23 protein-coding genes and 1 tRNA gene are annotated in these 25,741 nt (G+C 69.4%); 16 read left to right on the top strand and 8 right to left on the bottom strand.

Features of this window, described 5'->3' with window-relative positions; all coding sequences use genetic code 11:
• The 8 genes from trpC (at position 1) to ACEYYH_RS09740 (ending at position 11,973) form a co-directional block, all read left to right on the top strand.
• A complete protein-coding gene (gene trpC / locus ACEYYH_RS09775) occupies positions 1 to 777 on the top strand; it encodes an indole-3-glycerol phosphate synthase TrpC (RefSeq protein WP_116193529.1) in 777 nt (258 codons plus the stop codon).
• Positions 774 to 2,039 carry a tryptophan synthase subunit beta gene (trpB, locus tag ACEYYH_RS09770; protein ID WP_374977978.1) on the top strand — a complete coding sequence of 422 codons (1,266 nt, stop codon included), beginning with the start codon at positions 774 to 776 and terminating at the stop codon, positions 2,037 to 2,039. Before trpC ends, trpB begins: the two co-directional genes overlap by 4 nt.
• Positions 2,036 to 2,830 carry a tryptophan synthase subunit alpha gene (trpA, locus tag ACEYYH_RS09765; RefSeq protein ID WP_116193531.1) on the top strand — a complete coding sequence of 265 codons (795 nt, stop codon included), beginning with the start codon at positions 2,036 to 2,038 and terminating at the stop codon, positions 2,828 to 2,830. The genes trpB and trpA overlap by 4 nt, the downstream gene beginning before the upstream one ends.
• A 65-nt stretch (positions 2,831 to 2,895) precedes the next feature.
• Positions 2,896 to 3,867, top strand: a complete 972-nt coding sequence (gene lgt / locus ACEYYH_RS09760) for a prolipoprotein diacylglyceryl transferase (protein ID WP_374977977.1) — start codon at positions 2,896 to 2,898, stop codon at positions 3,865 to 3,867.
• A gap of 75 nt (positions 3,868 to 3,942) precedes the next feature.
• Positions 3,943 to 8,550, top strand: coding sequence for a glutamate synthase large subunit (gltB, locus tag ACEYYH_RS09755; RefSeq protein ID WP_374977976.1), 4,608 nt, complete (start codon positions 3,943 to 3,945; stop codon positions 8,548 to 8,550).
• On the top strand, positions 8,543 to 10,009 hold the full coding sequence (locus ACEYYH_RS09750) for a glutamate synthase subunit beta (protein ID WP_374977975.1): 1,467 nt from the start codon (positions 8,543 to 8,545) through the stop codon (positions 10,007 to 10,009). The genes gltB and ACEYYH_RS09750 overlap by 8 nt, the downstream gene beginning before the upstream one ends.
• A 48-nt stretch (positions 10,010 to 10,057) precedes the next feature.
• Positions 10,058 to 11,506 (top strand): pyruvate kinase, encoded by a 1,449-nt coding sequence (gene pyk, locus ACEYYH_RS09745; RefSeq protein ID WP_374977974.1) that lies wholly within the window; start codon positions 10,058 to 10,060, stop codon positions 11,504 to 11,506.
• Between the two features lie 77 nt (positions 11,507 to 11,583).
• Positions 11,584 to 11,973, top strand: coding sequence for an SHOCT domain-containing protein (locus ACEYYH_RS09740; protein WP_374977973.1), 390 nt, complete (start codon positions 11,584 to 11,586; stop codon positions 11,971 to 11,973).
• A gap of 74 nt (positions 11,974 to 12,047) precedes the next feature.
• Here ACEYYH_RS09740 and ACEYYH_RS09735 read toward each other — a convergent pair whose 3' ends face one another.
• The 5 genes from ACEYYH_RS09735 to ACEYYH_RS09715 form a co-directional block, all read right to left on the bottom strand.
• Positions 12,048 to 12,815, bottom strand: a complete 768-nt coding sequence (locus tag ACEYYH_RS09735; protein WP_116193536.1) for an ABC transporter permease — start codon at positions 12,813 to 12,815, stop codon at positions 12,048 to 12,050.
• The gene (locus tag ACEYYH_RS09730; protein WP_374977972.1) at positions 12,812 to 13,642 is read right to left on the bottom strand and encodes an ABC transporter ATP-binding protein; all 831 of its coding nucleotides are present in this window, start codon (positions 13,640 to 13,642) and stop codon (positions 12,812 to 12,814) included. The genes ACEYYH_RS09735 and ACEYYH_RS09730 overlap by 4 nt, the downstream gene beginning before the upstream one ends.
• Positions 13,639 to 14,007 carry a DUF1048 domain-containing protein gene (locus ACEYYH_RS09725; protein ID WP_159844286.1) on the bottom strand — a complete coding sequence of 123 codons (369 nt, stop codon included), beginning with the start codon at positions 14,005 to 14,007 and terminating at the stop codon, positions 13,639 to 13,641. Before ACEYYH_RS09725 ends, ACEYYH_RS09730 begins: the two co-directional genes overlap by 4 nt.
• 2 nt (positions 14,008 to 14,009) lie before the next feature.
• Entirely contained in the window at positions 14,010 to 14,369 is a 360-nt protein-coding gene (locus tag ACEYYH_RS09720; RefSeq protein ID WP_374977971.1) for a PadR family transcriptional regulator, read from the bottom strand.
• Between the two features lie 163 nt (positions 14,370 to 14,532).
• Positions 14,533 to 14,615, bottom strand: a tRNA-Leu gene (locus ACEYYH_RS09715).
• 47 nt (positions 14,616 to 14,662) lie between these two features.
• Between ACEYYH_RS09715 and ACEYYH_RS09710 the strand changes: the two genes are divergently transcribed.
• The gene (locus tag ACEYYH_RS09710) at positions 14,663 to 15,286 is read left to right on the top strand and encodes an ANTAR domain-containing response regulator (protein WP_109209425.1); all 624 of its coding nucleotides are present in this window, start codon (positions 14,663 to 14,665) and stop codon (positions 15,284 to 15,286) included.
• A gap of 81 nt (positions 15,287 to 15,367) precedes the next feature.
• Here ACEYYH_RS09710 and ACEYYH_RS09705 read toward each other — a convergent pair whose 3' ends face one another.
• A complete protein-coding gene (locus ACEYYH_RS09705; RefSeq protein ID WP_116193539.1) occupies positions 15,368 to 15,799 on the bottom strand; it encodes a hotdog fold thioesterase in 432 nt (143 codons plus the stop codon).
• Between the two features lie 63 nt (positions 15,800 to 15,862).
• Between ACEYYH_RS09705 and polA the strand changes: the two genes are divergently transcribed.
• Entirely contained in the window at positions 15,863 to 18,520 is a 2,658-nt protein-coding gene (gene polA, locus ACEYYH_RS09700) for a DNA polymerase I (protein ID WP_374977970.1), read from the top strand.
• Positions 18,521 to 18,599: 79 nt separating this feature from the next.
• Complete coding sequence (locus tag ACEYYH_RS09695) at positions 18,600 to 20,273, top strand: DUF885 domain-containing protein (protein WP_374977969.1); 1,674 nt, start codon at positions 18,600 to 18,602, stop codon at positions 20,271 to 20,273.
• Here ACEYYH_RS09695 and ACEYYH_RS09690 read toward each other — a convergent pair whose 3' ends face one another.
• Positions 20,274 to 20,903: a phosphoribosyltransferase gene (locus ACEYYH_RS09690; protein ID WP_374977968.1), complete on the bottom strand. Its 630-nt coding sequence runs from the start codon at positions 20,901 to 20,903 to the stop codon at positions 20,274 to 20,276. It lies immediately after the preceding gene.
• An 89-nt stretch (positions 20,904 to 20,992) separates the two neighbouring features.
• Here ACEYYH_RS09690 and ACEYYH_RS09685 point away from each other — a divergent pair, with 89 nt between their 5' ends.
• From ACEYYH_RS09685 to ACEYYH_RS09675, 3 genes are read left to right on the top strand one after another with little or no spacing between them, the layout of a single operon-like run.
• Complete coding sequence (locus ACEYYH_RS09685; protein ID WP_374977967.1) at positions 20,993 to 22,036, top strand: LLM class flavin-dependent oxidoreductase; 1,044 nt, start codon at positions 20,993 to 20,995, stop codon at positions 22,034 to 22,036.
• Positions 22,037 to 22,072: 36 nt separating this feature from the next.
• Positions 22,073 to 23,425, top strand: a complete 1,353-nt coding sequence (locus ACEYYH_RS09680) for an MFS transporter (protein WP_374977966.1) — start codon at positions 22,073 to 22,075, stop codon at positions 23,423 to 23,425.
• 43 nt (positions 23,426 to 23,468) lie between these two features.
• Positions 23,469 to 24,230 (top strand): SGNH/GDSL hydrolase family protein, encoded by a 762-nt coding sequence (locus ACEYYH_RS09675; RefSeq protein WP_374977965.1) that lies wholly within the window; start codon positions 23,469 to 23,471, stop codon positions 24,228 to 24,230.
• A gap of 18 nt (positions 24,231 to 24,248) precedes the next feature.
• On the opposite strand, the gene ACEYYH_RS09670 is transcribed toward ACEYYH_RS09675, so the two are convergent.
• Positions 24,249 to 24,818, bottom strand: a complete 570-nt coding sequence (locus ACEYYH_RS09670) for a dihydrofolate reductase family protein (RefSeq protein ID WP_374977964.1) — start codon at positions 24,816 to 24,818, stop codon at positions 24,249 to 24,251.
• A 90-nt stretch (positions 24,819 to 24,908) separates the two neighbouring features.
• Between ACEYYH_RS09670 and ACEYYH_RS09665 the strand changes: the two genes are divergently transcribed.
• Complete coding sequence (locus tag ACEYYH_RS09665; protein ID WP_374977963.1) at positions 24,909 to 25,298, top strand: ArsR/SmtB family transcription factor; 390 nt, start codon at positions 24,909 to 24,911, stop codon at positions 25,296 to 25,298.
• Positions 25,291 to 25,737, top strand: coding sequence for an SRPBCC domain-containing protein (locus ACEYYH_RS09660; protein ID WP_374977962.1), 447 nt, complete (start codon positions 25,291 to 25,293; stop codon positions 25,735 to 25,737). The genes ACEYYH_RS09665 and ACEYYH_RS09660 overlap by 8 nt, the downstream gene beginning before the upstream one ends.
• The last annotated feature ends 4 nt before the right edge of the window (positions 25,738 to 25,741 follow it).

Here is a 25,741-nt window from a genome sequence, read left to right as displayed (position 1 = left end):
ATGCTCGCCGACCTCACGGCCGGCGCGGTGGAGGATGCCGAGGCACGCGCCTCGGTGCGTCCCCTGGCACAGGTGGAGTCCGCTGCTCTCGCGCAGCGTCCCGCTCTCGACGTCCTCGCCTCGCTCGCTCCTTCCGACCGCGTGAAGATCATCGCCGAGGTCAAGCGCGCGAGCCCGTCGCGCGGCGACCTCGCCACCATCCCCGATCCGGCCCTCCAGGCCCGTCGCTACGAAGAGGGCGGCGCGTCGGCGATCTCGGTCCTCACGGAGGGACGCAAGTTCAAGGGCAGCCTCGCCGACCTCGAGGCGGTGAAGGCCGCGGTGTCTCTCCCCGTGCTGCGGAAGGACTTCATCGCGACCGAGTACCAGCTGCTCGAGGCCCGTGCGGCTGGTGCCGACCTGGCGCTCCTGATCGTCGCCGCGCTCGAGCAGGACGTGCTCGCCCGCCTCTACGCGTTCACGCGCGAGCTGGGCATGACGGCCCTCGTCGAGACCCACTCCGCCGACGAGGTCGACCGCGCCGTCGACCTCGGGGCGCAGCTCATCGGGGTCAACGCCCGCGATCTGTCGACCTTCCAGCTCGACCGCGACCTCTTCGGCCGACTCGCCGAGCGCATCCCGGCCGGGGCGATCAAGATCGCCGAGTCGGCCGTGCTCGCACCCGAGGACGTCGCCCACTACCGTCGTGACGGCGCGGACGTCGTGCTCGTGGGCGAGGCCCTCGTCACGAACGATCCCGTGTCCACCCTGCGCGCATTCCTGGAGGCAGGCGCATGAGTCTTCGTGAGGCTCCCGGGCCCCTGTTCGGCGAGTTCGGCGGGCGATACATGCCCGAGTCCCTCATCGCCGCGATCGACGAGCTGACGACGGAGTACGAGGCCGCGAAGGCCGATCCGGCGTTCCAGGCCGAGTTCGTGCGGCTGCTGCACTCGTACGCCGGTCGCCCGTCGCCGATCACCGAGGTCGCCCGGTTCGCCGAACACGCCGGCGGGGCACGCGTCTTCCTCAAGCGCGAGGACCTCAACCACACCGGCTCGCACAAGATCAACAACGTGCTCGGCCAGGCGCTGCTCACGAAGCGCCTCGGCAAGACGCGCGTCATCGCCGAGACCGGCGCCGGCCAGCACGGCGTCGCGACGGCCACTGCCGCAGCGCTCTTCGGCTTCGAGTGCACGATCTACATGGGCGAGGTCGACACCGAGCGCCAGGCGCTCAACGTCGCCCGCATGCGCCTGCTCGGCGCCGAGGTGATCCCCGTCACGACCGGCTCGCGCACTCTCAAGGATGCGATCAACGACGCCTACCGCGACTGGGTCGCGAGCGTCGAGACGACGAACTACATCTTCGGCACCGCGGCGGGTCCGCACCCGTTCCCCGCGATGGTCCGCGACTTCCAGAAGGTCATCTCCGAAGAGGCGCGCGCACAGCTCCTCGACGAGGCCGGTCGCCTGCCGGACGCCGTCCTCGCGTGCGTCGGCGGCGGCTCGAACGCCATCGGCATGTTCGACGCGTTCCTCGACGACGACGGCGTCAAGCTCTACGGCGTCGAAGCCGCCGGTGACGGCGTGGACACGCCGCGTCACGCCGCCTCGATCGAGCGCGGACGCCCCGGCGTGCTGCACGGCGCGAAGACCTTCGTGCTGCAGGACGAGGACGGCCAGACCATCGAGTCGCACTCGATCTCGGCTGGCCTCGACTACCCGGGCGTCGGCCCCGAGCACGCGTGGCTCGCATCGATCGGCCGCGCCGAGTACATCCCCGCGACCGACGACGAGGCGATGCAGGCGCTGCGCCTGCTCTCCGAGACCGAGGGCATCATCCCGGCGATCGAATCGGCCCACGCCCTCGCCGGGGCGCTGCGCATCGGCCGCGAACTCGGACCGGACGCCATCCTCGCGGTGTGCCTGTCGGGCCGCGGCGACAAGGACATGGACACCGCCGCGCGGTACTTCGACCTGTACGACAAGGGCACGGATGCCGCGGCCGCCGCCTCCGCGCCGCACGACGACGCCGCCCACGGCGAAGGGGAGAAGCTATGACCTCGCGCGTCGCCGCCGCGATCGACGCCGCTCGCGCGGAGGGTCGCGGTGCGTTCGTCGGCTATCTCCCGCTGGGTTTCCCCGACCTGAAGGCGAGCATCGACGCCGCCGTCGCACTGGCTGAGAACGGCGCCGACATCCTCGAGCTCGGCCCGCCGTACTCCGACCCGGTGATGGACGGCACGGTCATCCAGGAGGCGACGCAGGCGGCTCTGGCCGGCGGTTTCCGACTGCGCGACACATTCACGGCCGTGCGCGAGATCACGCGTCGCGTCGACATCCCCGTGCTCGTCATGACGTACTGGAACCCGGTGCTCCAGTACGGCGTCGACCGCTACGCCGACGACCTGCTCGCCGCCGGGGGAGCAGGGCTCATCACGCCCGACATCACGCCCGAGGCGGCACCCGAGTGGATCGCCGCCAGCGAGCGCACCGGCCTCGACCGCGTGTTCCTCGCCGCGCCGACCTCCACCGACGAGCGTCTCGAGCTCATCGCCCGGAACTCCACCGGCTTCGTCTACACGGTCTCGACCATGGGCATCACGGGCGAGCGCGCGCAGTTGGATGCTGCGGCCCGCACGCTCGTCGCCCGCCTGCGCGAGCACGGGGTCGAGCACGCGTGCGTCGGCATCGGCATCTCGAACGCCGAGCAGGTCGCAGGTGTGCTCGAGTACGCCGACGGCGCGATCGTCGGCACCGCGCTCGTGCGCGCGCTGCGCGACGGCGGCCTCGACGGTCTCGCCGAGACCGCGCGCAGCCTCGCCGCGGGCACCGCCCGCGGCGCGAACTAGACTTCTGAGGTCGGCGGCCACCGCCGCGACCCCCAGCACGGATCCAGCAAGGACACGGTTCTCCCATGATCAACGCCGCCGCGAGCGTCGTCGCCAGCATCCCGAGCCCGTCGATCAGCTACTTCGACATCGGCCCCCTGCGGATCCACATCTACGCGCTGTGCATCATCACGGGCATCATCGTCGCGGTGCTGTGGACCAACGCCCGCCTCACCAAGCGCGGCGCCGAGCCGTGGGTCGTCATCGACATCGCCCTCCTCGCCGTGCCGCTCGCGATCATCACGGCGCGCATCTACCACGTGCTCACGCATTGGAACTTCTACTTCGGCGAGGGCGCGAACCCCTGGTCGGCGCTGTTCATCTGGGAGGGGGGCATCGCCATCTACGGCGCGCTCATCGGCGGCGCCGTCGGTGCGTGGCTCGGCTGCCGGTGGACCGGCATCCGCTTCTGGACGTTCGCCGACGCCCTGGCCCCCGGTCTCCTCCTCGCGCAGGCGATCGGCCGTCTCGGCAACTGGTTCAACCAGGAGCTGTTCGGCCTGCCCACCGACGTGCCGTGGGGCCTGGAGATCGATTACCCGAACCCGGCGTGGCCGATAGGCCTGCCCGAGGGCACGCTCTTCCACCCGACGTTCCTGTACGAGGTCATCTGGAACACGCTCGGCGTGCTCTTCCTCGTGTGGGTGGGGCGCCGCTTCACCCTGCAGTGGGGACGCCTCTTCGGCCTGTACCTCGTCTGGTACAGCGCCGGCCGCATCGTGTGGGAATCGATCCGCATCGACCCGAGCGACATCTTCCTGGGCCTGCGCACCAACGTCTGGGCGGCCATCTTCGGCGTCGTGATCGGTCTCGCCATCTTCTTCGTGCAGAAGCGCCGTCACCCCGGCCTCGAGCCGTCGCCCTATGTGTCCGGCCGCGAGTGGAAGGCCGGACAGGCTGTACAATCGCAGGACACCGACGACTTCGTCGACGTCAGCGAACCCCCGACGTCCGAGGCCGAAGGGGCCAGCGCCACAAGCACTCCTGCCAACAAGTAACGCTGCTCTCCCCCCGAAGAGCGCGCCCAGGGCCGACGTCGTCCCATCTTGACTATCAACGTGAGGACGGTAGGTATGGCTTCGAGCCCCCGTTCCGTCGCCTCTGCGGAGGCGAACTTCCCCGCTTCGTCCGGCCGCGCCGGATTCCCTCAGAAGCAGGGGATGTACAACCCTGCCTTCGAGAAGGACGCCTGCGGCCTGGCCATGGTGGCCACGCTCCGGGGTGAGGCCGGCCACGACATCATCGATCTGGCCCTCACCGCCCTGCGCAACCTCGAGCACCGCGGTGCCATCGGCTCCGACGCCGGCACCGGCGACGGCGCGGGCATCCTGACGCAGATGCCCGACGCGTTCCTGCGCGCCGTGGCCGGCTTCGACCTTCCGCCCGTGGGGGAGTACGCCGCAGGCCTCGTGTTCCTGCCGCGCGACGCCGAGGCCCGCGAGACCCAGAAGAGCGGGATCGAGCGGATCGCAGCATCCGAGGGTCTGACAGTTCTCGGGTGGCGCGACGTCCCGACCTCCGACGAGAACCTGGGCAAGCTGGCCTTCGAGGCGCGCCCGGTCTTCGAGCAGCTCTTCATCTCGCACCCCGCGTCGGGCGAGCGCGCCGCGCTGTCGGGCATCGCCCTCGACCGCCGCGCGTACCGACTGCGGGCTCGCGCGCGGACCGAGCTCGACGCGTACTTCGTCTCGCTGTCGTCGCGCACGCTCGGCTACAAGGGCATGGTCACGACGCTCCAGCTCGAGCCGTTCTACCCCGACCTGCAGGACGAGCGCTTCGCCTCCGAGCTCGCGGTCGTGCACTCGCGCTACTCGACCAACACGTTCCCGTCGTGGCCTCTCGCGCAGCCGCTGCGCATGCTCGCGCACAACGGCGAGATCAACACCGTCAACGGCAATCGCAACTGGATGCGCGCGCGCCAGTCGCAGCTCGAGTCCGAGCTGCTGGGCGACATCCAGCCGCTGCTGCCGATCTGCACCACCGGCGCCAGCGACTCGGCCTCGTTCGACGAGGTGCTCGAGCTCCTCACGCTCACGGGCCGGAGCCTCCCGCACGCCATCATGATGATGGTCCCCGAGGCCTACGAGAAGCAGGCCGACATCGACCCGAAGCTGCGGGCGTTCTACGAGTTCCACTCGATGCAGATGGAGCCGTGGGACGGCCCCGCCGCGCTGATCTTCACCGACGGCACGCTCGTCGGCGCCACGCTCGACCGCAACGGTCTGCGCCCCGGTCGCTGGACCGAGACCACCGACGGCCTCATCGTGATCGGCAGCGAGACCGGTGTGCTCGACTTCGAGCCCGAGCGCATCAAGCGCCGCGGCCGCCTGCGCCCCGGCCGCATGTTCCTCGTCGACACGGCCGAGCGCCGCATCATCGAGGACGACGAGATCAAGGCCCAGCTCGCAGACCAGGAGCCGTGGCAGGAGTGGCTCGACGCGGGCCGCGTGCGCCTCGCCGACCTCCCGGAGCGCGAGCACATCGTGCACCCCATCGCCTCGATCACCCGGCGTCAGCGCACGTTCGGCTACACCGAGGAAGAGGTCAAGATCCTCCTCACGCCGATGGGCCAGACCGGCGCCGAGCCGCTCGGCGCGATGGGCTCCGACACGCCCGTCGCCGTCCTGAGCGAGCGCCCGCGCCTGCTGTTCGACTACTTCACGCAGCAGTTCGCGCAGGTGACCAACCCGCCGCTGGACTCCATCCGCGAAGAGGTCGTCACGTCGCTCGGCCTGGGTCTCGGCCCCGAGCGCAACCTCCTCGAGTGGGGACCCGAGCACACGCGCGTCGTGACGCTCGACTTCCCGGTGATCGACAACGACGAGCTCGCGAAGATCCAGCACATCGACACGGCGCTCCCGGGTCGCACGTCGGTCACGATCCGCGGCCTGTACCGCGTCGAGGCCGGCCACAAGGGCATGAAGAAGCGCCTCGAGCAGATGTGCCAGGAGGTCGACCAGGCGATCGAGGACGGCGCCGAGTTCATCGTGCTGTCGGACCGCGACTCCAACAAGGACCTCGCGCCGATCCCGTCGCTGCTCATGCTCGCGGCCGTGCACCACCACCTCATCCGCAAGCAGACCCGCATGAAGTGCGGTCTCGTGGTCGAGGCCGGCGACGTGCGCGAGGTGCACCACATCGCGACGCTCATCGGGTACGGGGCATCCGCCGTCAATCCGTACCTGGCGATGGAGACCGTCGAGTATCTGGTGCGCGCCGGCTTCATCACCGGCATCGCGCCCGAGAAGGCCGTCAAGAACCTGATCTATGCGCTCGGCAAGGGCGTGCTCAAGATCATGTCGAAGATGGGCATCTCGACGGTGTCGTCGTACGCGGGCGCGCAGGTGTTCGAGGCCGTGGGCCTGTCGCAGGACTTCGTCGACACCTACTTCACCGGCACCGAGTCGAAGCTCGGGGGCGTCGGACTCGACGTCATCGCCGCCGAGAACGCCGCCCGGCACGCGTACGCGTACCCGGAGGATGCCGCGGTCCGGGCGCACGAGCGGCTCTGGACGGGTGGCGAATACCAGTGGCGCCGCGACGGGTCGCCGCACCTGTTCAACCCCGACACGGTGTTCCGCCTGCAGCACTCGACGCGCACGCGCCGTTACGACATCTTCCGCGAGTACACGAAGCTCGTCGACGACCAGGCGAACGAGCTGAAGACGCTGCGCGGCCTGTTCGCGCTCAAGACCGAGGGCCGCACGCCCGTGCCGATCGACGAGGTCGAGTCGGTCGCGTCGATCGTCAAGCGCTTCTCGACGGGCGCCATGAGCTACGGCTCGATCTCGCGCGAGGCCCACGAGACGCTCGCCATCGCGATGAACCGCATCGGCGGCAAGTCGAACACGGGTGAGGGCGGTGAGGACGTCGACCGCCTGCTCGACCCCGAGCGGCGCAGCTCCATCAAGCAGGTCGCATCGGGCCGCTTCGGTGTCACGAGCCTGTACCTGACCGAGGCCGACGACATCCAGATCAAGCTCGCGCAGGGCGCCAAGCCCGGCGAGGGCGGTCAGCTGCCGCCGACCAAGGTGTACCCGTGGGTCGCGCGCACGCGTCACGCCACCGCCGGCGTGGGCCTCATCTCGCCGCCGCCGCACCACGACATCTACTCGATCGAAGACCTCAAGCAGCTGATCTTCGACCTCAAGCGCGCCAACCCCGGTGCGCGGGTGCACGTGAAGCTCGTGAGCCAGTCGGGCATCGGCGCAGTCGCCGCCGGCACCGCCAAGGCGCTGGCCGACGTCATCCTGGTGTCGGGCCACGACGGCGGCACCGGCGCGAGCCCCCTGAACTCGCTGAAGCATGCGGGCACCCCGTGGGAGCTCGGACTCGCCGAGACGCAGCAGACGCTCATGCTCAACGGCATGCGCGACCGCGTCGTCGTGCAGGTCGACGGCCAGCTCAAGACCGGCCGCGACGTCATCATCGGCGCGCTGCTGGGCGCAGAGGAATTCGGCTTCGCCACGGCGCCGCTCGTGGTCTCGGGCTGCATCATGATGCGGGTCTGCCACCTCGACACGTGCCCCGTGGGCGTCGCGACGCAGAACCCGGTCCTGCGGGAGCGCTTCAACGGAAAGCCCGAGTTCGTCGTGAACTTCATGGAGTTCATCGCCGAAGAGGTGCGCGAGTACCTCGCGGCGCTCGGCCTCCGCTCGCTCGACGAGGCGATCGGCCGCAGCGACCTGCTCGACGTCGACGGGGCGGTCTCGCACTGGAAGGCGAACGGCCTGGACCTCGGCCCGGTGCTCGACGGTCCGGTCTTCGCCGAGGACGAGCCGCGCCGCAACACCACCGCGCAGCTGCACGAGCTCGACGAGCACTTCGACGTCGGCCTCATCGAGCGCGCGCAGGACGTCATCGCGAACGGCGGCGAGGTCACGATCGATCTGCCGATCCGCAACACCGAGCGCGCCGTCGGGACGCTCCTGGGTCACCACGTGACCCGGGCACGGGGCGAGAACGGCCTGCGGTCGGGGAGCATCGTCGTCAACCTCACGGGTTCGGCGGGCCAGTCCTTCGGCGCGTTCATGCCCGCGGGCATCACGCTGCGCCTCGAGGGCGACTCCAACGACTACGTCGGCAAGGGCCTCTCGGGCGGGCAGATCGTCGTCCGCCCGCCGCGCGGCGCCACGTTCGACGCGTCGAAGAACGTCATCGCGGGCAACGTGATCGGCTACGGCGCGACGCTCGGGACCATGTTCCTGCGCGGCGTCGTGGGCGAGCGCTTCTTCGTCCGCAACTCCGGCGCCACCGCGGTGGTCGAGGGCGTGGGCGACCACGCGCTCGAGTACATGACCGGCGGTCTCGCGGTCATCCTCGGTGCGACCGGGCGCAACCTCGGCGCGGGCATGTCGGGCGGTACCGCCTACGTGTACAGGCTCGACCGCAAGCTCGTGAACCGCGAGGCGCTCGCGTCCGGCGAGCTCGAGCTCGGCGAGCTGGGTTCCGGCGACGCCGAGATCCTCCGCGACCTGCTCGAACAGCACGTCGCCGAAACCGAATCGACTCTCGCCCAGGCTCTCCTCGACGACTTCGAGGCCGAGCTGGCGAACTTCGTCCGGGTCCTGCCGCGCGACTACGCCGCGGTGCTGCAGACCCGCCAGGAGGCTGTCGCCGAGGGGCTCGACCCCGACGGCGACGTCGTCTGGAACCGCATCCTGGAGGTGACGGGTGGCTGACCCGAAGGGCTTTCTGAAGGTCACCGAGCGCGAGCTGCCCCCGCGGCGGCCGGTGCCGGTGCGCATCATGGACTGGAAAGAGGTCTATGAGCCGGGCGACGCGGCGGTGCTGCGCCGGCAGGCCGGGCGCTGCATGGACTGCGGTGTGCCGTTCTGCCATAAGGGCTGCCCGCTCGGCAACCTGATCCCGGAGTGGAACGACCTGACGTGGCGCGGCGAGGGCCGCGCCGCCAGCGAGCGTCTGCACGCGACGAACAACTTCCCGGAGTTCACCGGGCGGCTGTGCCCCGCGCCGTGCGAGAGCTCCTGCGTGCTCGGCATCAACCAGCCGGCCGTGACGATCAAGCAGGTCGAGGTCTCCATCGTCGACGAGGCGTTCGCGAACGGCTGGATCGAGCCGGAGCCCCCGGGACGCCTCACCGGCAAGACGGTCGCCGTCGTCGGCTCGGGGCCCGCCGGCCTCGCGGCCGCGCAGCAGCTCACGCGCGCCGGCCACACGGTCGCCGTGTTCGAGCGCGACGACCGCATCGGCGGCCTCCTGCGCTACGGCATCCCGGACTTCAAGATGGAGAAGAAGCACCTCGAGTCGCGTCTGCGCCAGATGCAGGACGAGGGCACCCGCTTCCGCGCAGGGGTGGAGATCGGCAAGGACATCTCCTGGGCCGACCTCCGCGCGCGGTACGACGCGGTCGTCATCGCCACCGGCGCCACCGTGCCGCGCGAGCTCGCGATCCCCGGACGCGATCTCGCCGGCGTGCACTTCGCGATGGAGTACCTCGTCGAGTCGAACAAGGCCGTCGCGGGCGACGCGGTGGCCAACCAGATCACGGCCGAGGGCAAGCACGTCGTCGTCATCGGCGGCGGCGACACCGGTGCCGACTGCATCGGCACGGCGCACCGTCACGGTGCGCTGAGCGTGACCAACCTCGCGATCGGCCGCCGCCCTCCGGGCGAGCGTCCCGAGCACCAGCCATGGCCGATGGACGCCACGGTGTTCGAAGTGCAGTCCGCGCACGAAGAGGGCGGCGAGCGTGCCTACCTCGCCTCGACCGTCGAGTTCCTCGGAAACGACGCCGGAGAGGTGCGTGCCCTGCGCGTCGCCGAGACCGAGTTCGTCGACGGCCGCCGTGTGCCCAAGAGCGGCACCGAGCGCGAGATCCCCGCCGATCTCGTGCTGATCGCGATGGGTTTCACCGGCCCGGAGCGGGCTCTGCTCGAGGACCAGCTCGGCGCCCGCTTCACCGAGCGGGGGAACGTCCGCCGCGAGGACGACTACCAGACGACCGCCCCGGGCGTGTTCGTGGCCGGCGACGCCGGCCGCGGCCAGTCGCTCATCGTGTGGGCGATCGCCGAAGGACGCGCCGCCGCAGCCAGCGTCGACCGTTTCCTCATGGGTGAGACCCAGCTGCCCGCTCCGGTCCGCCCCACCGATGTCGCCATCGGCCTGCAGCCCGCGTAGGCTGGCCGAGGCACTCGCCACCTTCAACCCACCCGGAGAAAACCACGGATGAGACGCGCCAAGATCGTCGCCACCCTGGGGCCCGCCACGTCGTCGTATGAGATGGTCCGCGCGATCATCGATGCCGGCGTCGACGTCGCCCGCTTCAATCTGAGCCACGGGGACTATTCGGTCCACGACAACAACTTCGCCAACGTGCGCAAGGCCGCCGACGACGCCGGACGGGCGGTCGCGATCCTCGTCGACCTCCAGGGTCCGAAGATCCGTCTCGGCAAATTCGAGAACGGACCGCACGAGCTGGCGGTCGGCGACATCTTCAAGATCACCACCGAAGACATCCTCGGCACCAAAGAGATCGTGGGCACGACGTTCAAGGGCCTCCCGAACGACGTCAAGCCCGGTGACTTCCTCCTCATCGACGACGGCAAGGTCCGCGTCGAGGTCGTCGAGACCGACGGCACCGTGGTCACCACCAAGGTGATCGTCGCGGGCCCGGTCTCGAACAACAAGGGCATCAACCTGCCCGGCGTCGCGGTCAACGTCCCCGCGCTGTCCGAGAAGGACGAGGCCGACCTCCGCTGGGGTCTGCGCGCCGGGGCCGACATCATCGCCCTGTCGTTCGTGCGCGACGCGAAGGACGTGCAGCGCGTGCACGTCATCATGGCGGAGGAGGGGCGCCACGTGCCCGTCATCGCCAAGATCGAGAAGCCGCAGGCCGTCGACAACCTCGAGGAGATCATCGACGCGTTCGACGGCATCATGGTCGCCCGCGGCGACCTCGGCGTCGAGCTGCCCCTCGAAGCGGTGCCGATCGTGCAGAAGCGCGCGGTCGAGCTCTGCCGCCGCATGGCGAAGCCCGTCATCGTCGCGACGCAGATGCTCGAGTCGATGATCGAGAACCCGGTGCCGACGCGCGCCGAGACGAGCGACGTCGCCAATGCCGTCCTCGACGGCGCGGACGCGGTCATGCTCTCGGGCGAGACCAGCGTCGGCAAGTACCCGGTCGTGGTCGTCGAGACCATGGCGCGCATCGTGGACTCGACCGAGGAGCACGGCCTGGACCGCATCCAGCCGCTCACGACCAAGCCCCGCACGCAGGGTGGCGCGATCACGCTGGCGGCCATGGAGGTCGCCGAGTTCGTCGACGCCAAGTTCCTCTGCATCTTCACGGAGTCGGGCGACACCGCGCGCCGCATGTCTCGGCTGCGCCCCCGCATCCCCATGATCGGGTTCGCCCCCGAGCCGGCGATCCGTCGCCGCATGGCCCTCACCTGGGGCGTGCAGTCGACGCTGGTCGAGCACGTCGCGCACACCGACCTGATGTTCATCCAGGTCGACGACTACCTGCTGTCGAACGAGCTCGCGAAGGTCGGCGACAAGGTCGTCGTGATCTCGGGATCCCCTCCCGGAATCATCGGCTCCACGAACGACATCCGCATCCACAAGGTGGGCGACGCGGTGCACGGCAAGGCGCCGATCTACAAGACACGGGACTGACATGTCCCTCATCCGTACGGCTGCGACCACTACTGTGGTCGCAGCCGTACGGCTTTTTCGAGAAAGGTGTGACGCCGATGTTCTTCGGTGACTTCTGGTGGTTCCTGCTGTGGAGCTTCTACTTCATCGCGTACCTGTACGTGGTGATCGTGATCATCACGGACCTGTTCCGCGATGACGACCTCAACGGCTGGCTCAAGGCGCTGTGGATCATCGCCCTCGTCTTCGTGCCGTTCCTCACTGCCCTGATCTACATCATCGCCCGCGGAAAGGGCATGGCCACGCGAGCACAGGCCGCGCGCGGGGGAGTGGTGGCCGAGTCGGACGACTACCGTCCGTCTGCGTCGTCGAGTCCCGCAGAGGACATCGCACAGGCGAAGGCGCTCCTCGACGCCGGAGCGATCTCGCAGGGCGAGTTCGACGCCCTCAAGAGCAAGGCGCTCGGCAACCAGTACTTCGGCGCTTAGCCCATGCACAGCGCAAGAGCGGATGCCTCGAATTCGAGGCATCCGCTCTTGCGCTGTGTATCGGTGTGTCGGCGTCAGCTGATCTTCTTGCGGTAGATCGCCATCGACGCGATGTACGCGACGACGAGGATGCCGACCAGCCATGCCATGGCGACCCAGATGTCGGTGCCGACCGGGTCGCCGGCGAACAGCGCCCGCATCGAGTCGACGATCGAGGTCACCGGCTGGTTCTCGGCGAACCACTGCACCGGGCCCGGCATGCTCTCGGTCGGGACGAACGCCGAGCTGATGAACGGCAGGAAGATGAGCGGGTACGAGAACGCGCTCGCTCCGTCCACCGTCTTCGCGGTGAGGCCCGGGATCACCGCGAGCCATGTGAGCGCGAGCGTGAACAGCACCAGCATGCCGATCACCCCCATCCAGGCCCCGAAGCTCGCGCCGGTGCGGAACCCCATCAGCAGAGCCACGCCGATGACGAGGGCCAGCGAGACGAGGATCGAGACGAGCGACGTCAGCACGTGCGCCCACAGCACTCCCGACCGCGCGATCGGCAGCGACTGGAACCGCTCGAAGATGCCGCTCTGCATGTCCAGGAACAGCCGGTACGCGGTGTAGGCGATGCCCGACGCGATCGTGATGAGCAGGATCCCGGGGAGCATGTAGTCGATGTACGACCCCTTCGCCCCGCCGGTGTCGATCGCCCCGCTGAACACATAGACGAACAGCAGCATCAGCGCGATCGGGGTGACCGCCGTGGTGATGATGGTGTCGGGGCTGCGGAGGATGTGCCGCAGCGACCGGCTGGTGAGAACGGCGGTGTCGCCGATGATGTGCGTGGTCATCGTCCTTCCTTCCGTGTCGTGGCGGGGCCCTTTCGCCCGGAGGCGTCGGCGGCGTCGCCGGGTTCTGCGGTCTGCTCCTCGCCGGTGAGGGCGAAGAAGACGTCCTCGAGGCTCGGCTGCTTCTCGACGTACTCCACCTCCGCCGGCGGCAGGAGCTTCTTGAGCTCCTCGAGGGTCCCGTCGACGATGATCCGGCCCTTGTGGAGGATCGCGATGCGGTCGGCGAGCTGCTCCGCCTCTTCGAGGTACTGCGTGGTCAGCAGCACGGTCGTGCCGCCCCGCGCCAGCTCCCGGACGGCGTCCCAGACCTCGAGGCGCGCCGCGGGGTCGAGGCCGGTCGTGGGCTCGTCGAGGAAGATCACCGGCGGGTCGCCGATGAGGCTCATCGCGATGTCGAGCCGACGCCGCATGCCGCCGGAGTACGTCGACACCTTGCGGGAGCCGGCATCCGTCAGCGAGAAGCGGTCGAGGAGGGCGTCGGCGATCCCACCCGGATCGGGCAGGTGGCGCAGCCGCGAGATGAGCACGAGGTTCTCGCGCCCGCTCAGCACCTCGTCCACCGCGGCGAACTGGCCGGTGAGGCTGATCGTCTGGCGCACCTTCTGGGCCTGGGCGGTGACGTCGAACCCCGCGATCGCGGCGGTGCCGGCATCCGGCTTCAGCAGCGTCGAAAGGATGCGGACGACCGTGGTCTTGCCCGCGCCGTTCGAGCCGAGCAGCGCGAAGATGCTGCCCCGTGCCACGTCGAAGTCGACGCCGCGCAGCACATGCAGGTCCTTATAGGACTTCTCGAGCCCCTGGACCTGGATGGCGGTGTCGGTGGTCATTTCTGGTCTCCTCGTTCTGCGTCGTCGATCGCCTTGTTGAGGCGGGCGCGCTCCTTGTCGATCCACTGCTTGCCGGAGTAGGCGGCGGTGAACTCCTCGGCGAACGCCGAGGCGTCCTCGCCGACGATGTCGCGCACGGGGGTGCCGTCGGCTGCCGCGCGCTCCCAGAGATCGGCGGAGTCGCCGAGCATCTGCATCATCGTGACGCCGTCGGTCATTCCGCCGACGGTCATGAAGTACCGGTCCAGCGCCTTGGCGGCGCCGCGGTAGGGCTCGGGCAGCGCTTCGATGCGCGCCTTGTACTGGCGGTACTGCTTCTTCTGCTCGAGCGAGCCGGTGACGACTTCGTACCACTTGGCGGCCATGATCAGTCCTCTTCCTGGGGGTTGGCGGTGCTGTCTGCGTGTTCGCGGTGGAGCTGTTCGATGCGTTCTGCGAGGAAGCTCCAGGTCCTCCAGAACTCCGCGAGCTGCTCGCGGCCCTGCGCGTTGAGGGAGTACACCTTGCGCGGCGGCCCCTTCTCCGACGGGACCTTCTCGACGTCGACGAGGCCGCGCTGCTCGACCCTGACCAGCAGGGCGTAGACCGTGCCCTCGGCGATGTCGGAGAAGCCCTGGTCCCGCAGCCACGAGGTGATCTCGTACCCGTAGGCGGGACGGCCGGAGAGGATCGCGAGCACGATTCCCTCGAGCGTGCCCTTGAGCATCTCGGTCTCCTGCTTGCCCATGGCGCACCTCCTTCTGACTACTCAGTGTTGTTGACTACCAGTAGAAAGTAACACTAGGTACCAGTACTTAGCAACACCGAATACCAAAATTCTTCGGGGGAGCGGAGAACGAGAAGAGCGGATGCCTCGAATCGAGGCATCCGCTCTGAGAGAAGTCGGGGAGTGCCGGTGGTGGGAGTCGAACCCACACGCCCTTGCGGGCAACCGAGTTTGAGTCGGTCGCGTCTGCCATTCCGCCACACCGGCCCGCGCGCCGTGCCGCGCGTCCGCGTTTGACGATACCGTAGGATTCAATGGTGACTGAGCAGGAGCAGACCGCCGCATCGACGGCATCCACCCCCCGCCGCGTCGTGGTCGCCGAAGACGAGTCGCTCATCCGGCTCGACATCGTCGAGATCCTCCGCGACAACGGATTCGACGTCGTCGGAGAAGCCGGAGACGGAGAGACCGCGGTGGCCCTGGCCACCGAGCTGCGTCCCGACCTCGTGATCATGGACGTCAAGATGCCGCAGCTGGACGGCATCTCGGCCGCCGAGAAGCTCAGCAAGAACCACATCGCCCCGGTCGTGCTGCTGACCGCCTTCAGCCAGAAGGAGCTCGTCGAGCGTGCGAGCGAGGCCGGCGCTCTCGCGTACGTCGTGAAGCCCTTCACCCCGAACGACCTGCTGCCCGCCATCGAGATCGCACTGGCGCGCTACGAGCAGATCATCACGCTCGAGGCCGAGGTCGCCGACATGGTCGAGCGCTTCGAGACCCGCAAGCTGGTCGACCGCGCGAAGGGTCTCCTCAACGAGAAGATGGGCCTCAGCGAGCCCGAGGCGTTCCGCTGGATCCAGAAGGCGTCGATGGACCGCCGGCTCACCATGCAGGACGTCGCGAAGGCGATCATCGAGCAGTTGGCGCCCAAGAAGGGCTGACCGTTTCGACAAGCGCAACGACCCACGTCGGAAGCGGATGCCTCGTCACGAGGCATCCGCTTCTCTCATTCCCGCCCGGATTCAGACGGGCGGCAGGTCCTTGATGTGGTTCGTGATGCGCACGGTCGAGCACCGGCGGCCGTCCTCGTCGGTGACGACGATCTCGTGGACCGCGAGCGTGCGACCGAGGTGCACGGGCGTGCAGACGCCCGTGACGATGCCCGTCGTCGCGGAGCGCGTGTGCGTGGCGTTGATGTCGACGCCGACCGCGAGGCGGCCGGGGCCCGCGTAGAGGTTCGCCGCCATCGAGCCCAGTGATTCGCCCAGCACGACGTACGCGCCGCCGTGCAGCAGCCCCACCGGCTGGGTGTTGCCCTCGACCGGCATCGTGGCCACGGCGCGCTCGACGGAGAACTCGGTGAAGACGATGCCCATCTTCTCGGCGAGGGCGCCCATGCCGCGATTCGCCGCCCACGCGAGGCCGTCGACGGGGGAGGGGGAGTGCTCGGGCATGCGTCGCCTTCGGGGGTGCGGGGCGGGAGATCGGGTGTCGCCGGCCCTGACTAGGCTTGCAGGGTGACGGACTCCGCAAAGCCTACCCTTCTCGTCGTCGACGGCCATTCGCTGGCATATCGGGCCTTCTACGCCCTTCCCGTCGACAACTTCTCGACGAAGGACGGCCAGCACACGAACGGGATCTACGGGTTCCTCGCGATGCTGATCAACCTGATCAAGGCGGAGAAGCCGACGCACCTCGCGGTGGCTTTCGACACCTCGCGGCAGTCCTTCCGCACCCGCGAGTACACCGAGTACAAGGCCAACCGCTCCGAGACGCCGTCCGAGTTCAAGGGGCAGATCCCGCTCCTGCAGGACTGCCTCGCGGCGATGAGCATCCAGGTGCTCCAGCAGGAAGACATCGAGGCCGACGACATCCTCGCGACGCTCGCCACGCAGGGCGCGTCGCAGGGGTTCCGGGTGCTCGTGTGCTCGGGCGACCGCGACACGATCCAGCTGGTGAACGATGACATCACGCTCCTGTATCCGAACGTGCAGGGGGTCTCGCAGCTCAAGCGGTACGACCGCGACGCCGTCATCGAGCGCTACGGCGTGCCGCCCGAGCAGTACCCCGACATCGCGGCGCTCGTGGGCGAGACGAGCGACAACCTGCCCGGCGTCCCGAAGGTCGGCGAGAAGACCGCCGTGAAGTGGCTCACTCAGTTCGGCTCGCTCGATGCGCTGCTCGAGGGCGCCGACTCGATCAAGGGCGTCGTCGGGGGCAACCTGCGCGAACACATCGAGGACGTCCGTCGCAACCGACGGCTCAATCGCCTCCTGACCGACGTCGACCTGCCGCTCGGCCCCGACGACCTCGAGGTGCAGCCGATGGACGCGCAGGCGGTGCGCGACATCTTCTCCCGCCTCGAGTTCAAGACCCTCATCCCACGCGTGGCGGAGCTCGCCGGCATCGAGCAGCAGATGGCCGCGGTCACGTCGGCGGCCGCCGAGCTCGCACCCGTCGCCAAGGAGCTCGCGCCCGCGGAATTCGCCGCGTGGCTCGAGGGCGCGACCGGTGAGCTCGGCGTGACGATCACGGTCGAGGGCGGCCTCCCGGCGCGCATCGGCGTCGCCACGAAAGATGCGGCGGCCGAGGCCTCGTGGACCACCGAACTGGCGACGGCCATCGGGCCGTGGATCACCTCCGACGCCCCCAAGGTCCTCGCGGACGCGAAGCCGCAGGTGAAGGCCCTGCGACGGGCCGGCCTGCGCCTCGGCGGACTCGCGTTCGACGTGATCCTCGCCGGGTGGCTCTTGCGCCCGAGCTTCCCCGACAAGACGCTGGCCGATCTCGTCGACCGCTACCTCGACGAGAAGCTGCCCGAGTCCGACCCGACGCAGCTCGTGCCCGAGACCGAGGGCGCGACGACGGGTCAGCTGTCGTGGTACCTGATGCGCGTCGTGACCGCCGTCCGCGCCGAGCTCCCCGAGAGCGTGGGCGCCGTCCTCACCGACATCGAGCTGCCGACACTGCACACCCTCGCCGACATGGAGCTCGCGGGCGTCGCCGTGTCTCACGCGACGCTGTCGCAGTTCTCCGGCGAGCTCGGCGCCCGCGCCGACGCACTCGCGCAGGAGGCGTACGCCGCGATCGGCCGTGAGGTGAACCTCGGCTCGCCGAAGCAGCTGCAGGAGGTGCTCTTCGAAGAGCTGCAGCTGCCGAAGACGCGCAAGACCAAGACCGGCTACTCGACGGATGCCGCGGTCCTCGCCGATCTGCAGGAGACGAACCCTCATCCGTTCCTCGACCTGCTGCTCCAGCACCGCGAGGCGACGAAGCTGCGGCAGATCATCGAGTCGCTCGACAGCGCCATCGGCGGCGACCGCACGAGCGGCGCCGACGGCCGCATCCACACCACCTACGTGCAGACCGGAAGCCAGACCGGCCGACTCTCGAGCACCGACCCGAACCTGCAGAACATCCCGATCCGCACAGAGGAGAGCCGCCGCATCCGCTCGGCCTTCACCGTCGGCGAGGGCTACGAGACGCTGCTCACCGCCGACTACTCGCAGATCGAGATGCGCATCATGGCGCATCTCTCCGAGGATCCGGGCCTCATCGAGGCCTTCAACTCCGGAGAAGACACGCACCGCTTCGTCGGCTCACGCGTCTTCGGCGTCGCCCCGGAAGACGTGACCGCGGCGATGCGCACGAAGGTCAAGGCGATGTCGTACGGCCTCGTCTACGGGCTCTCGGCGTTCGGCCTGTCGAAGCAGCTGCGCATCGAGCAGTCCGAGGCGAAGCAGCTCATGATGGAGTACTTCGCGCGCTTCGGTGCGGTGCGCGACTACCTGCGCTCGTCGGTCGAGCAGGCGCGGATCGACGGCTACACCGAGACGATCTTCGGCCGGCGGCGCCCGTTCCCCGACCTCGCCAGCCCTAACCGGGTTCTGCGTGAGAACGCCGAGCGAGCCGCCCTCAACGCGCCGATCCAGGGCAGTGCGGCCGACATCATGAAGATCGCCCTCTTCCACATCCACGACGACTTCGCCGCGCAGCAACTGGGGTCGCGCGTGCTGCTGCAGATCCACGACGAGCTCGTGATCGAAGTGGCGCCGGGAGAGTGGGATGCCGCCGAGCACATCGTGCGCACCCGCATGGGCGATGCCGCACAGCTGTCGGTGCCCCTCGACGTGCAGATCGGTCGCGGTGACAACTGGGACGTCGCCGGCCACTGATCGGCGTACGCCCGAACGGCACCTTCGGCACCGGGATCCTTGTTTGTCGGCACCGCGTCCCATGCCTAGGCTCGGTGCTATGACAGACGAAACCCGCACGCCCACGCAGATCGACAAGATCGCTGATGCGTGGGTCGACACCCTCGCCGAACTCGAGCCGACGCTCGCGACCTACATTGGTCGTTCCGAGTACAACGACCGGTTCGGCGACTACAGTCCGGCCGGCCAGGAGCGGCTGGTCGAGGAGGGCCGCAAGACACTCGCCGCGCTCGACGCCGCGACCGCCGACGACGACGTCGACGTCGTGACGAAGGAGGATCTCTCTCGCGAGATCCAGCTGGAGATCGACCTGCACGACGCCAAGTGGCACCTTCGCGATCTCAACGTCATCGCCTCGCACGCGCAGAACATCCGGTCCGCTTTCGACCTCATGCCCACCGCGACGAGCGACGACTGGTCCGTCATCGCGAAGCGTCTCGGCGCCGTCTCAGGCGCGGTCGGCGGCTACATGGAGACGCTCCGCGAGGGCATCTCGCAGGGCGTGGTGCCGGCTCGCCGGCAGGTCACCGAGGTGGCGACGCAGGTCGCCCGCTACACCGCCGACGGCGGCTTCTTCGCGACGTTCGCTGCCGAGGCCGCCCCCGACGAAGGCCAGCTCCCCGCCTCCCTCGCCCGCGACCTCGCCGACAACGCGAACGCCGCGCGCGTCGCCTACGACGAGCTCGCCGCGTTCCTCTCGAATGAGCTCGCCCCCGTCGCCCTCGAGAAGGACGCCGTCGGCCGCGAGCTGTACGCGTTGCACTCGCGGCGCTTCCTGGGCGCAACGATCGACCTCGACGAGACCTACGAGTGGGGCGTCGAGGAGCTTGCGCGCATGGTCGCCGAGCAGGAGGCGATCGCGAACGAGATCAAAGCCGGCGCCTCGGTCGAGGAGGCGGTCGCGTTCCTCGAGCAGGACACGAAACGCAAGCTGTACGGCACCGACGCGCTGCAGAAGTGGATGCAGGAGACCAGCGACCGCGCCGTCGCCGAGCTCGGCAAGACGCACTTCGACATCGCAGAGCCGATCCGCAAGCTCGAGTGCATGATCGCGCCCACCAAGGAAGGCGGGATCTACTACACGGGACCGACCGACGACTTCTCGCGTCCCGGCCGCATGTGGTGGTCGGTGCCCGAGGGCGTCGAGGACTTCGACACCTGGCGCGAGCTCACGACCGTCTACCACGAGGGGGTCCCCGGCCACCACCTCCAGATCGCGCAGGCCGTGTACAACCGCGCACAGCTGAACACGTACCGCCGCCTCCTCGGCGGTACGTCGGGTCACGCCGAGGGGTGGGCGCTCTACGCCGAGCGCCTGATGGAGCAGCTGGGCTACCTGTCCGACCCCGCCGACCGGCTGGGCATGCTCGACGGCCAGCGCATGCGCGCCGCCCGCGTCGTGCTCGACATCGGCGTGCACCTCGAGAAGCCGCGTCCCGACGGTCAGGGCGCGTGGGACGCCGACTTCGCACTCGAGTTCATGCTGCGCAACGTCAACATGCCCGACGAGTTCGTGAAGTTCGAGGTCAACCGCTACCTCGGCTGGCCGGGCCAGGCGCCGTCGTACAAGGTCGGCCAGCGCATCTGGGAGCAGCTGCGCGACGAGGTCGCCGAGCGCGAGGGCGACGCGTTCTCGATCAAGCAGTTCCACAAGCGCGCACTCGACCTCGGTGGTGTCGGCCTCGACACCCTGCGGTCCGCGCTCACGCGCTGATCAATCGCCGAGGTCGTGGCGCAACAGCGCCACGACCTCGGCGTCCGTCGTCTGCCGGAAGTCGTCGTAGAACTGGCCCACGGCCCAGAAGTCGGCTTCACGATAGGGGCACACGAAGGCATCGACGGCGTCGGCCGGCGGTTCCCACTGCTCCGGCGCGACGGGCACGGCCAGCACGACCTGCTCGGGGTCGCGGGCGCGCAGCGCCCGGCACGCGGCGATGGCGGTCGCGCCGGTCGCGACGCCGTCATCGACCACGATGGCCGTGCGCCCCGACAGCTCCACGGACGCCGAGCCGAAGGCATCCGTCCGCCGTGCCAGCTCGTCGCGCTCCGCCGCCTCGACGCGCTCGAGATCTTCCGGCGACATGCCCGCCCACCGCATCGCGCCCGGCGTGACGATGCGCACGCCCTCCGCGATCGCACCGACCGCGTACTCCTTGTGGCCCGACGCGCCCAGCTTGCGCACGACGACCGCGTCGAGCTCGAGCCCGAGCGCTTCGGCGACCGCCGCGGCCACGACGACGCCGCCTCTCGGAATGCCGAGGACCACGGCATCCGTTCCCCGCCATCGTTCGAGCTCTGCGGCGAGCTCGCGCCCGGCGGACCGGCGATCCGCGAACGGGATCATGCCTCCACGCTACGCTCGCGTGGCGTGGCCGTCTCGGGAATGCCGTCGCTGCGCCACCGGTTCATGCAGATGCATAGAAGGAGACGCACATGACCTCTGTCGACCCCTCGACGATCGAACTCGGACTCGACACCTTCGGCGACGTGACGCGCGACGCCTCCGGCGAGCTGATCAGCGGCGCCCAGACCATCCGCAACGTCGTCGAACAGGCGGTGCTGGCCGACCGGGTCGGCCTGTCGTTCTTCGGGGTGGGGGAGCACCACCGCCGCGAGTTCGCGGTGTCGAGCCCCGAGATCGTGCTCGCCGCCGCAGCGGCGCGCACGGAGCGCATCCACCTCGGAACCGCGGTGACGGTGCTCTCGAGCGACGATCCCGTGCGCGTCTTCGAGCGGTTCTCGACCCTCGACGCGGTCTCGAACGGGCGCGCCGAAGTCATCCTCGGCCGCGGGTCCTTCATCGAGTCGTTCCCCCTGTTCGGGTATGACCTGCGCGACTACGAGGCGCTGTTCGACGAGAAGCTCGATCTCTTCTCGCAGCTGCTGACCGAGAAGCCCGTCACCTGGAGCGGGACGCTCCGTGCGTCCCTCGACGAGGCCGACGTGTTCCCGAAGACCGAGAACGGTCTACGAGCCTGGGTCGGCGTAGGCGGCACACCCGAGTCGGCGGTGCGCGCAGCGCGATACGGCTACGGGCTCATGCTCGCGATCATCGGCGGGCCCGCCGGGCGATTCGCGCCGTTCGCCGAGCTGTACCGTCGCTCGCTCGACACGTTCGAGCAGCCGCAGTTGCCGGTCGGGGTGCACTCGCCGGGACATGTCGCCGAGACCGACCAGCAGGCCTGGGATGAGGCGTACGGGGGCTTCGAGGCGATGAACAACTCGATCGGCCGCGAGCGCGGCTGGCCGACCTACAACCGGCTCCGCTTCCAGCACGACGTCGGACCCGAGGGCGCGCTGTATGTCGGCTCGCCTGAGACGGTCGCCCGCAAGATCGCCGCGACCGCGCAGACGCTGGGTGCCTCCCGCTTCGACATGAAGTTCTCGACCGGCACGCTCTCGCACGAGAAGATGATGCGCTCGATCGAGCTGTTCGGCACCGACGTGGCCCCTCGCGTGCGCGACATGCTGTCGTGAGACCCGCGACGGCTGCAGCATCCGTAGCATGACGCTATGACGGATGCCGCCACCCGCGCGTCGTCGACGCTCTCGGAGCGTCTCGACCGCCTGCCCTTCACCCGCAAGCACCTGCGCGTGCTGACCGGCTCGGGGATCGGGTGGGCGCTGGACGCGATGGACGTCGGGCTCATCTCGTTCATCATCGCGGCGCTGGCGGCGCAGTGGAGTCTCACCCCGACCGAGGCGAGCTGGATCGCCTCGGTCGGCTTCGTCGGCATGGCGATCGGCGCGAGCGTCGGCGGCCTGCTCGCCGATCGGTTCGGACGCCGCCAGGTGTTCGCCCTGACACTCCTCGTGTACGGGCTCGCGACCGGTGCGAGCGCGCTCGTCGGCGGGCTCGCGGTGCTCCTCGTGCTGAGGTTCCTCGTGGGTCTGGGACTGGGCGCCGAACTGCCGGTCGCGAGCACCTACGTGAGCGAGTTCGCTCCCGCGCGCATGCGGGGGCGTCTGATCGTGATCCTCGAGGCCTTCTGGGCCGTCGGCTGGACCCTCGCGGCGCTCATCGGGTACTTCGTGATCCCGGCCTCCGAGGACGGCTGGCGCTGGGCGTTCGCGCTGGGCGCGATCCCCGCACTGTACGCGCTCATCGTGCGCTGGGGCCTGCCCGAGTCGGCGCGCTGGCTCGAGCGACGGGGGCGGTTCAGCCAGGCGGAGTCCGTCGTGCGCTCGTTCGAAGACGCCGCCCGTGTACCCGCGGCGCCCGCCGCCGGGCGGCACACGGCGCCGCCGGCCGCCGCGACGTCGCTGGGGCAGCGGCTCGGCACGCTGTGGTCGGCCGAGTTCCGCGTCCGCACCGCGTGCCTGTGGCTGGTGTGGTTCTGCGTCAACTTCTCGTACTACGGCGCGTTCATCTGGATCCCCTCGATCCTCGTCGCCCAGGGGTACGACCTCGTGCGGTCCTTCGGCTTCACCCTGATCATCACGCTGGCGCAGCTGCCCGGGTACGCGGTGGCGGCCTGGCTCATCGAGGTGTGGGGGCGCCGCGCGACGCTCTCGGTCTTCCTCCTCGGCTCGGCGGTGTCGGCGATCTTCTTCGGCACAGCGTCCGGCCCCGGCGGGATCATCGCCGCCGGCATGGCGCTCTCGTTCTTCAACCTGGGCGCCTGGGGTGCGCTGTATGCCGTGACTCCCGAGATGTACCCGACGTCTCTGCGCGCCACCGGCTCGGGCTGGGCGGCGGGAGTGGGGCGCATCGCGTCGATCGTGGCACCCCTGGTCGTGCCGGCGCTCCTCGTCGCCGGCGGCGCGCCCGTGCTGTTCGTCGTGTTCGCGGCCTTCTTCGCCGTCGCCGCGGCCGCCGCGTGGGGACTCGTCGATCGCCGGGGTGTCGCCCTCGACGACCGCTGAGCGGTGGCCGGACGCCCTGCGCACCGGTCGTAGGCTTGAGCTCGTGGCATCCGTTCGATACGTCGCGATCGGCGACTCCTTCACCGAGGGCGTGGGCGACGAGCTCCCCGACGGACACGTGCGCGGCTGGGCCGACCTCGTCGCGCAGGGGTGGGCGAACGCCACCGGTGAGGGCGTCGAGTACGCGAATCTCGCGATCCGCGGAAAGCTCGTGTGGCCGATCGTCGAGCAGCAGCTCGAGCCGGCGCTCGCTCTGAAGCCGACGCACCTGTCTTTCAACGGCGGTGGCAACGACATGCTGCGCCCGCGCACGAGCGTCGCACACGTGCTCGCGGCGTTCGAGACGGTGCTGCGCCGCTGTGACGAGGAGGGCGTCCGGCTCATCGTGCTCTCTGGGGCGAATCCGACGGCGCAGCTGCCGCTGAAGCGGGTGATCCAGCGACGCGGCGACCTGCTGTCGTACGCCGTCGAGGCGCGTCTGGCCGCCCGCACCGACGTGGTGCAGGCCTACAACTGGTTCGACGAGGAGCTGGCGACGCCGCCGTACTGGTCGGAGGACCGCCTGCACATGAACTCCCGCGGACACCACCGCGTCGCTGCCCGCGTGCTCAGCGCACTCGGCGTCGAGCCGGTGCCGGAGTGGTGGTCGCAGCCGCCTCTTCCGCCGATGGGACCGCGCGGCGCGGCGTACTATCGCGAGCACGTCGGCCCGTGGGTGAGGCGTCGCCTCACGGGCACGTCATCGGGCGACGGCCGCGAGCCGAAGTTCGGTCAGTGGAGCGAGATCGCCCCGACGGCCCGCTGAGCGGCCGTCACCGCCGACTCACGCGGCGCCGCCGGTGACCGCATAGGTCAGCTCGGCGAACGCGCCCGCCTGTCGTACGGCCCTCAGCTCGAGCCGATCGGCTCCCAGGCTGCGGGGGAGGAGCGGCTTGCCCGACGGCAGCGTGGCGGGAGCGATCGACACGCGGATCTCGTTCAGAAGTCCCGCATCGGCGAATTGACCCGCAAGGTCGCCACCGCCGACGATCCACACGTCGCGGTCGCCCGCCGCGTCGCGGATCTGCGGCCACGCTTCGCGGACGTCGCCGGAGGCGAAGCGGATGTCGACGCCGGGCACGACCGGCTGGTCCTTGCTCGTGAACACCCAGGTGGGACGGTCACCGTAGTACGACGGCCACTTCTCTGGATGGGCGAGCAGATCTTCGTGCTCGAGCACCCATCGGTACGTCGACGAGCCTTGCACGAGCACGCCGATGCCCGAGAGGAAGCGCTGGAAGTCCTCGTCGCCACCCTCGCCGCCCGGAGCGGCGAACAGCCATTCCAGAGAGTCGTGGTCGTCGGCGAGGAAGCCGTTGAGCGTGGTGGCGGTGTAGAAGACGACGCGGGGCATGCGGTCACGGTAGCGCGCACTTCGGACAAAGTCTTGACGGGTTATTCAACCAAGTAGTACTGTACTGATCAGTTGAATACAGGAGGCGAGATGACCGACGCACTGAGCCGCACGTTCGCGGCACTCGCCGACCCGACGCGTCGCGCGATGCTCGCGCGGCTGAGCGAAGGCGAGGCGACGGTGGGGGAGCTTGCCGCGCCGTTCGACATGACGTTCGCCGCCGTGTCGAAGCACCTGCGCGTCCTCGAGGGAGCGGGGCTCGTCACCCGGGGCCGCAACGCCCAATACCGCCCCGCCCGGCTCGACGCGCGACCCCTGGCGGCGGCATCCGACTGGATCGGCGGTTACGCGCAGTTCTGGGAAGACAGCCTCGGCGCCCTTGATCAGTACCTCCACGCCCTGCAGCAGCTCGGGGCGCCCCGCACCACACCGACCGGCGGCCCCGCCGCACCCACCGAGAAGGAGAACGACCATGACTGAGTACTTCACCATCACGCGCACCCTGCAGGCTCCCCGTGAGCTGGTGTTCGAGGCCCTGACGAAGCCCGAGCATTTCGCCGTGTGGTTCGGCACCGCGGCCGTCGAGGTGCCGCAGGACAGCCTCACGATGGATGTGCGGCCAGGGGGTGCGTTCCGCGCCGTCATGCTGCTGCCCGACGGCAACCGAATCGATTGGGCGGGCGAGTACAAGGCCGTCGAGCCGCCGTCGCACCTCGCGATGACGCTGACCGACCAGCCCGGCGACGACGAGGGGCTTCCCGTGCTGTTCGACCTCGAGGATTCCGGCGACGGCACCGTGCTCACGATCCGTCAGGACCGCAGCGACTTCACCGACGAGCAGGTGGCCGCGACGATCGCCGGCTACAACTCGTTCATCGATGACATCGAGCGCGTGCTGGAGAGCCTCCGGACCGCCTGAACGC

The sequence above is a fragment of the Microbacterium trichothecenolyticum genome (assembly GCF_041938625.1).
In the GTDB taxonomy this organism is placed as follows: Bacteria; Actinomycetota; Actinomycetes; order Actinomycetales; family Microbacteriaceae; genus Microbacterium; species Microbacterium trichothecenolyticum_D.
This window is presented reverse-complemented; position numbering and strand designations above follow the sequence as displayed.

Excerpts from the sequence above, each read along its gene's own strand:
- trpC (WP_116193529.1), top strand. The coding sequence starts at position 1 with ATGCTCGCCGACCTCACGGCCGGCGCGGTGGAGGATGCCGAGGCACGC.
- trpB (WP_374977978.1), top strand. The coding sequence starts at position 774 with ATGAGTCTTCGTGAGGCTCCCGGGCCCCTGTTCGGCGAGTTCGGCGGG.
- trpA (WP_116193531.1), top strand. The coding sequence starts at position 2,036 with ATGACCTCGCGCGTCGCCGCCGCGATCGACGCCGCTCGCGCGGAGGGT.
- lgt (WP_374977977.1), top strand. The coding sequence starts at position 2,896 with ATGATCAACGCCGCCGCGAGCGTCGTCGCCAGCATCCCGAGCCCGTCG.
- gltB (WP_374977976.1), top strand. The coding sequence starts at position 3,943 with ATGGCTTCGAGCCCCCGTTCCGTCGCCTCTGCGGAGGCGAACTTCCCC.
- pyk (WP_374977974.1), top strand. The coding sequence starts at position 10,058 with ATGAGACGCGCCAAGATCGTCGCCACCCTGGGGCCCGCCACGTCGTCG.
- ACEYYH_RS09740 (WP_374977973.1), top strand. The coding sequence starts at position 11,584 with ATGTTCTTCGGTGACTTCTGGTGGTTCCTGCTGTGGAGCTTCTACTTC.
- ACEYYH_RS09735 (WP_116193536.1), bottom strand. The coding sequence starts at position 12,815 with ATGACCACGCACATCATCGGCGACACCGCCGTTCTCACCAGCCGGTCG.
- ACEYYH_RS09730 (WP_374977972.1), bottom strand. The coding sequence starts at position 13,642 with ATGACCACCGACACCGCCATCCAGGTCCAGGGGCTCGAGAAGTCCTAT.
- ACEYYH_RS09725 (WP_159844286.1), bottom strand. The coding sequence starts at position 14,007 with ATGGCCGCCAAGTGGTACGAAGTCGTCACCGGCTCGCTCGAGCAGAAG.
- ACEYYH_RS09720 (WP_374977971.1), bottom strand. The coding sequence starts at position 14,369 with ATGGGCAAGCAGGAGACCGAGATGCTCAAGGGCACGCTCGAGGGAATC.
- ACEYYH_RS09710 (WP_109209425.1), top strand. The coding sequence starts at position 14,663 with ATGGTGACTGAGCAGGAGCAGACCGCCGCATCGACGGCATCCACCCCC.
- ACEYYH_RS09705 (WP_116193539.1), bottom strand. The coding sequence starts at position 15,799 with ATGCCCGAGCACTCCCCCTCCCCCGTCGACGGCCTCGCGTGGGCGGCG.
- ACEYYH_RS09695 (WP_374977969.1), top strand. The coding sequence starts at position 18,600 with ATGACAGACGAAACCCGCACGCCCACGCAGATCGACAAGATCGCTGAT.
- ACEYYH_RS09690 (WP_374977968.1), bottom strand. The coding sequence starts at position 20,903 with ATGATCCCGTTCGCGGATCGCCGGTCCGCCGGGCGCGAGCTCGCCGCA.
- ACEYYH_RS09685 (WP_374977967.1), top strand. The coding sequence starts at position 20,993 with ATGACCTCTGTCGACCCCTCGACGATCGAACTCGGACTCGACACCTTC.
- ACEYYH_RS09680 (WP_374977966.1), top strand. The coding sequence starts at position 22,073 with ATGACGGATGCCGCCACCCGCGCGTCGTCGACGCTCTCGGAGCGTCTC.
- ACEYYH_RS09670 (WP_374977964.1), bottom strand. The coding sequence starts at position 24,818 with ATGCCCCGCGTCGTCTTCTACACCGCCACCACGCTCAACGGCTTCCTC.
- ACEYYH_RS09665 (WP_374977963.1), top strand. The coding sequence starts at position 24,909 with ATGACCGACGCACTGAGCCGCACGTTCGCGGCACTCGCCGACCCGACG.
- ACEYYH_RS09660 (WP_374977962.1), top strand. The coding sequence starts at position 25,291 with ATGACTGAGTACTTCACCATCACGCGCACCCTGCAGGCTCCCCGTGAG.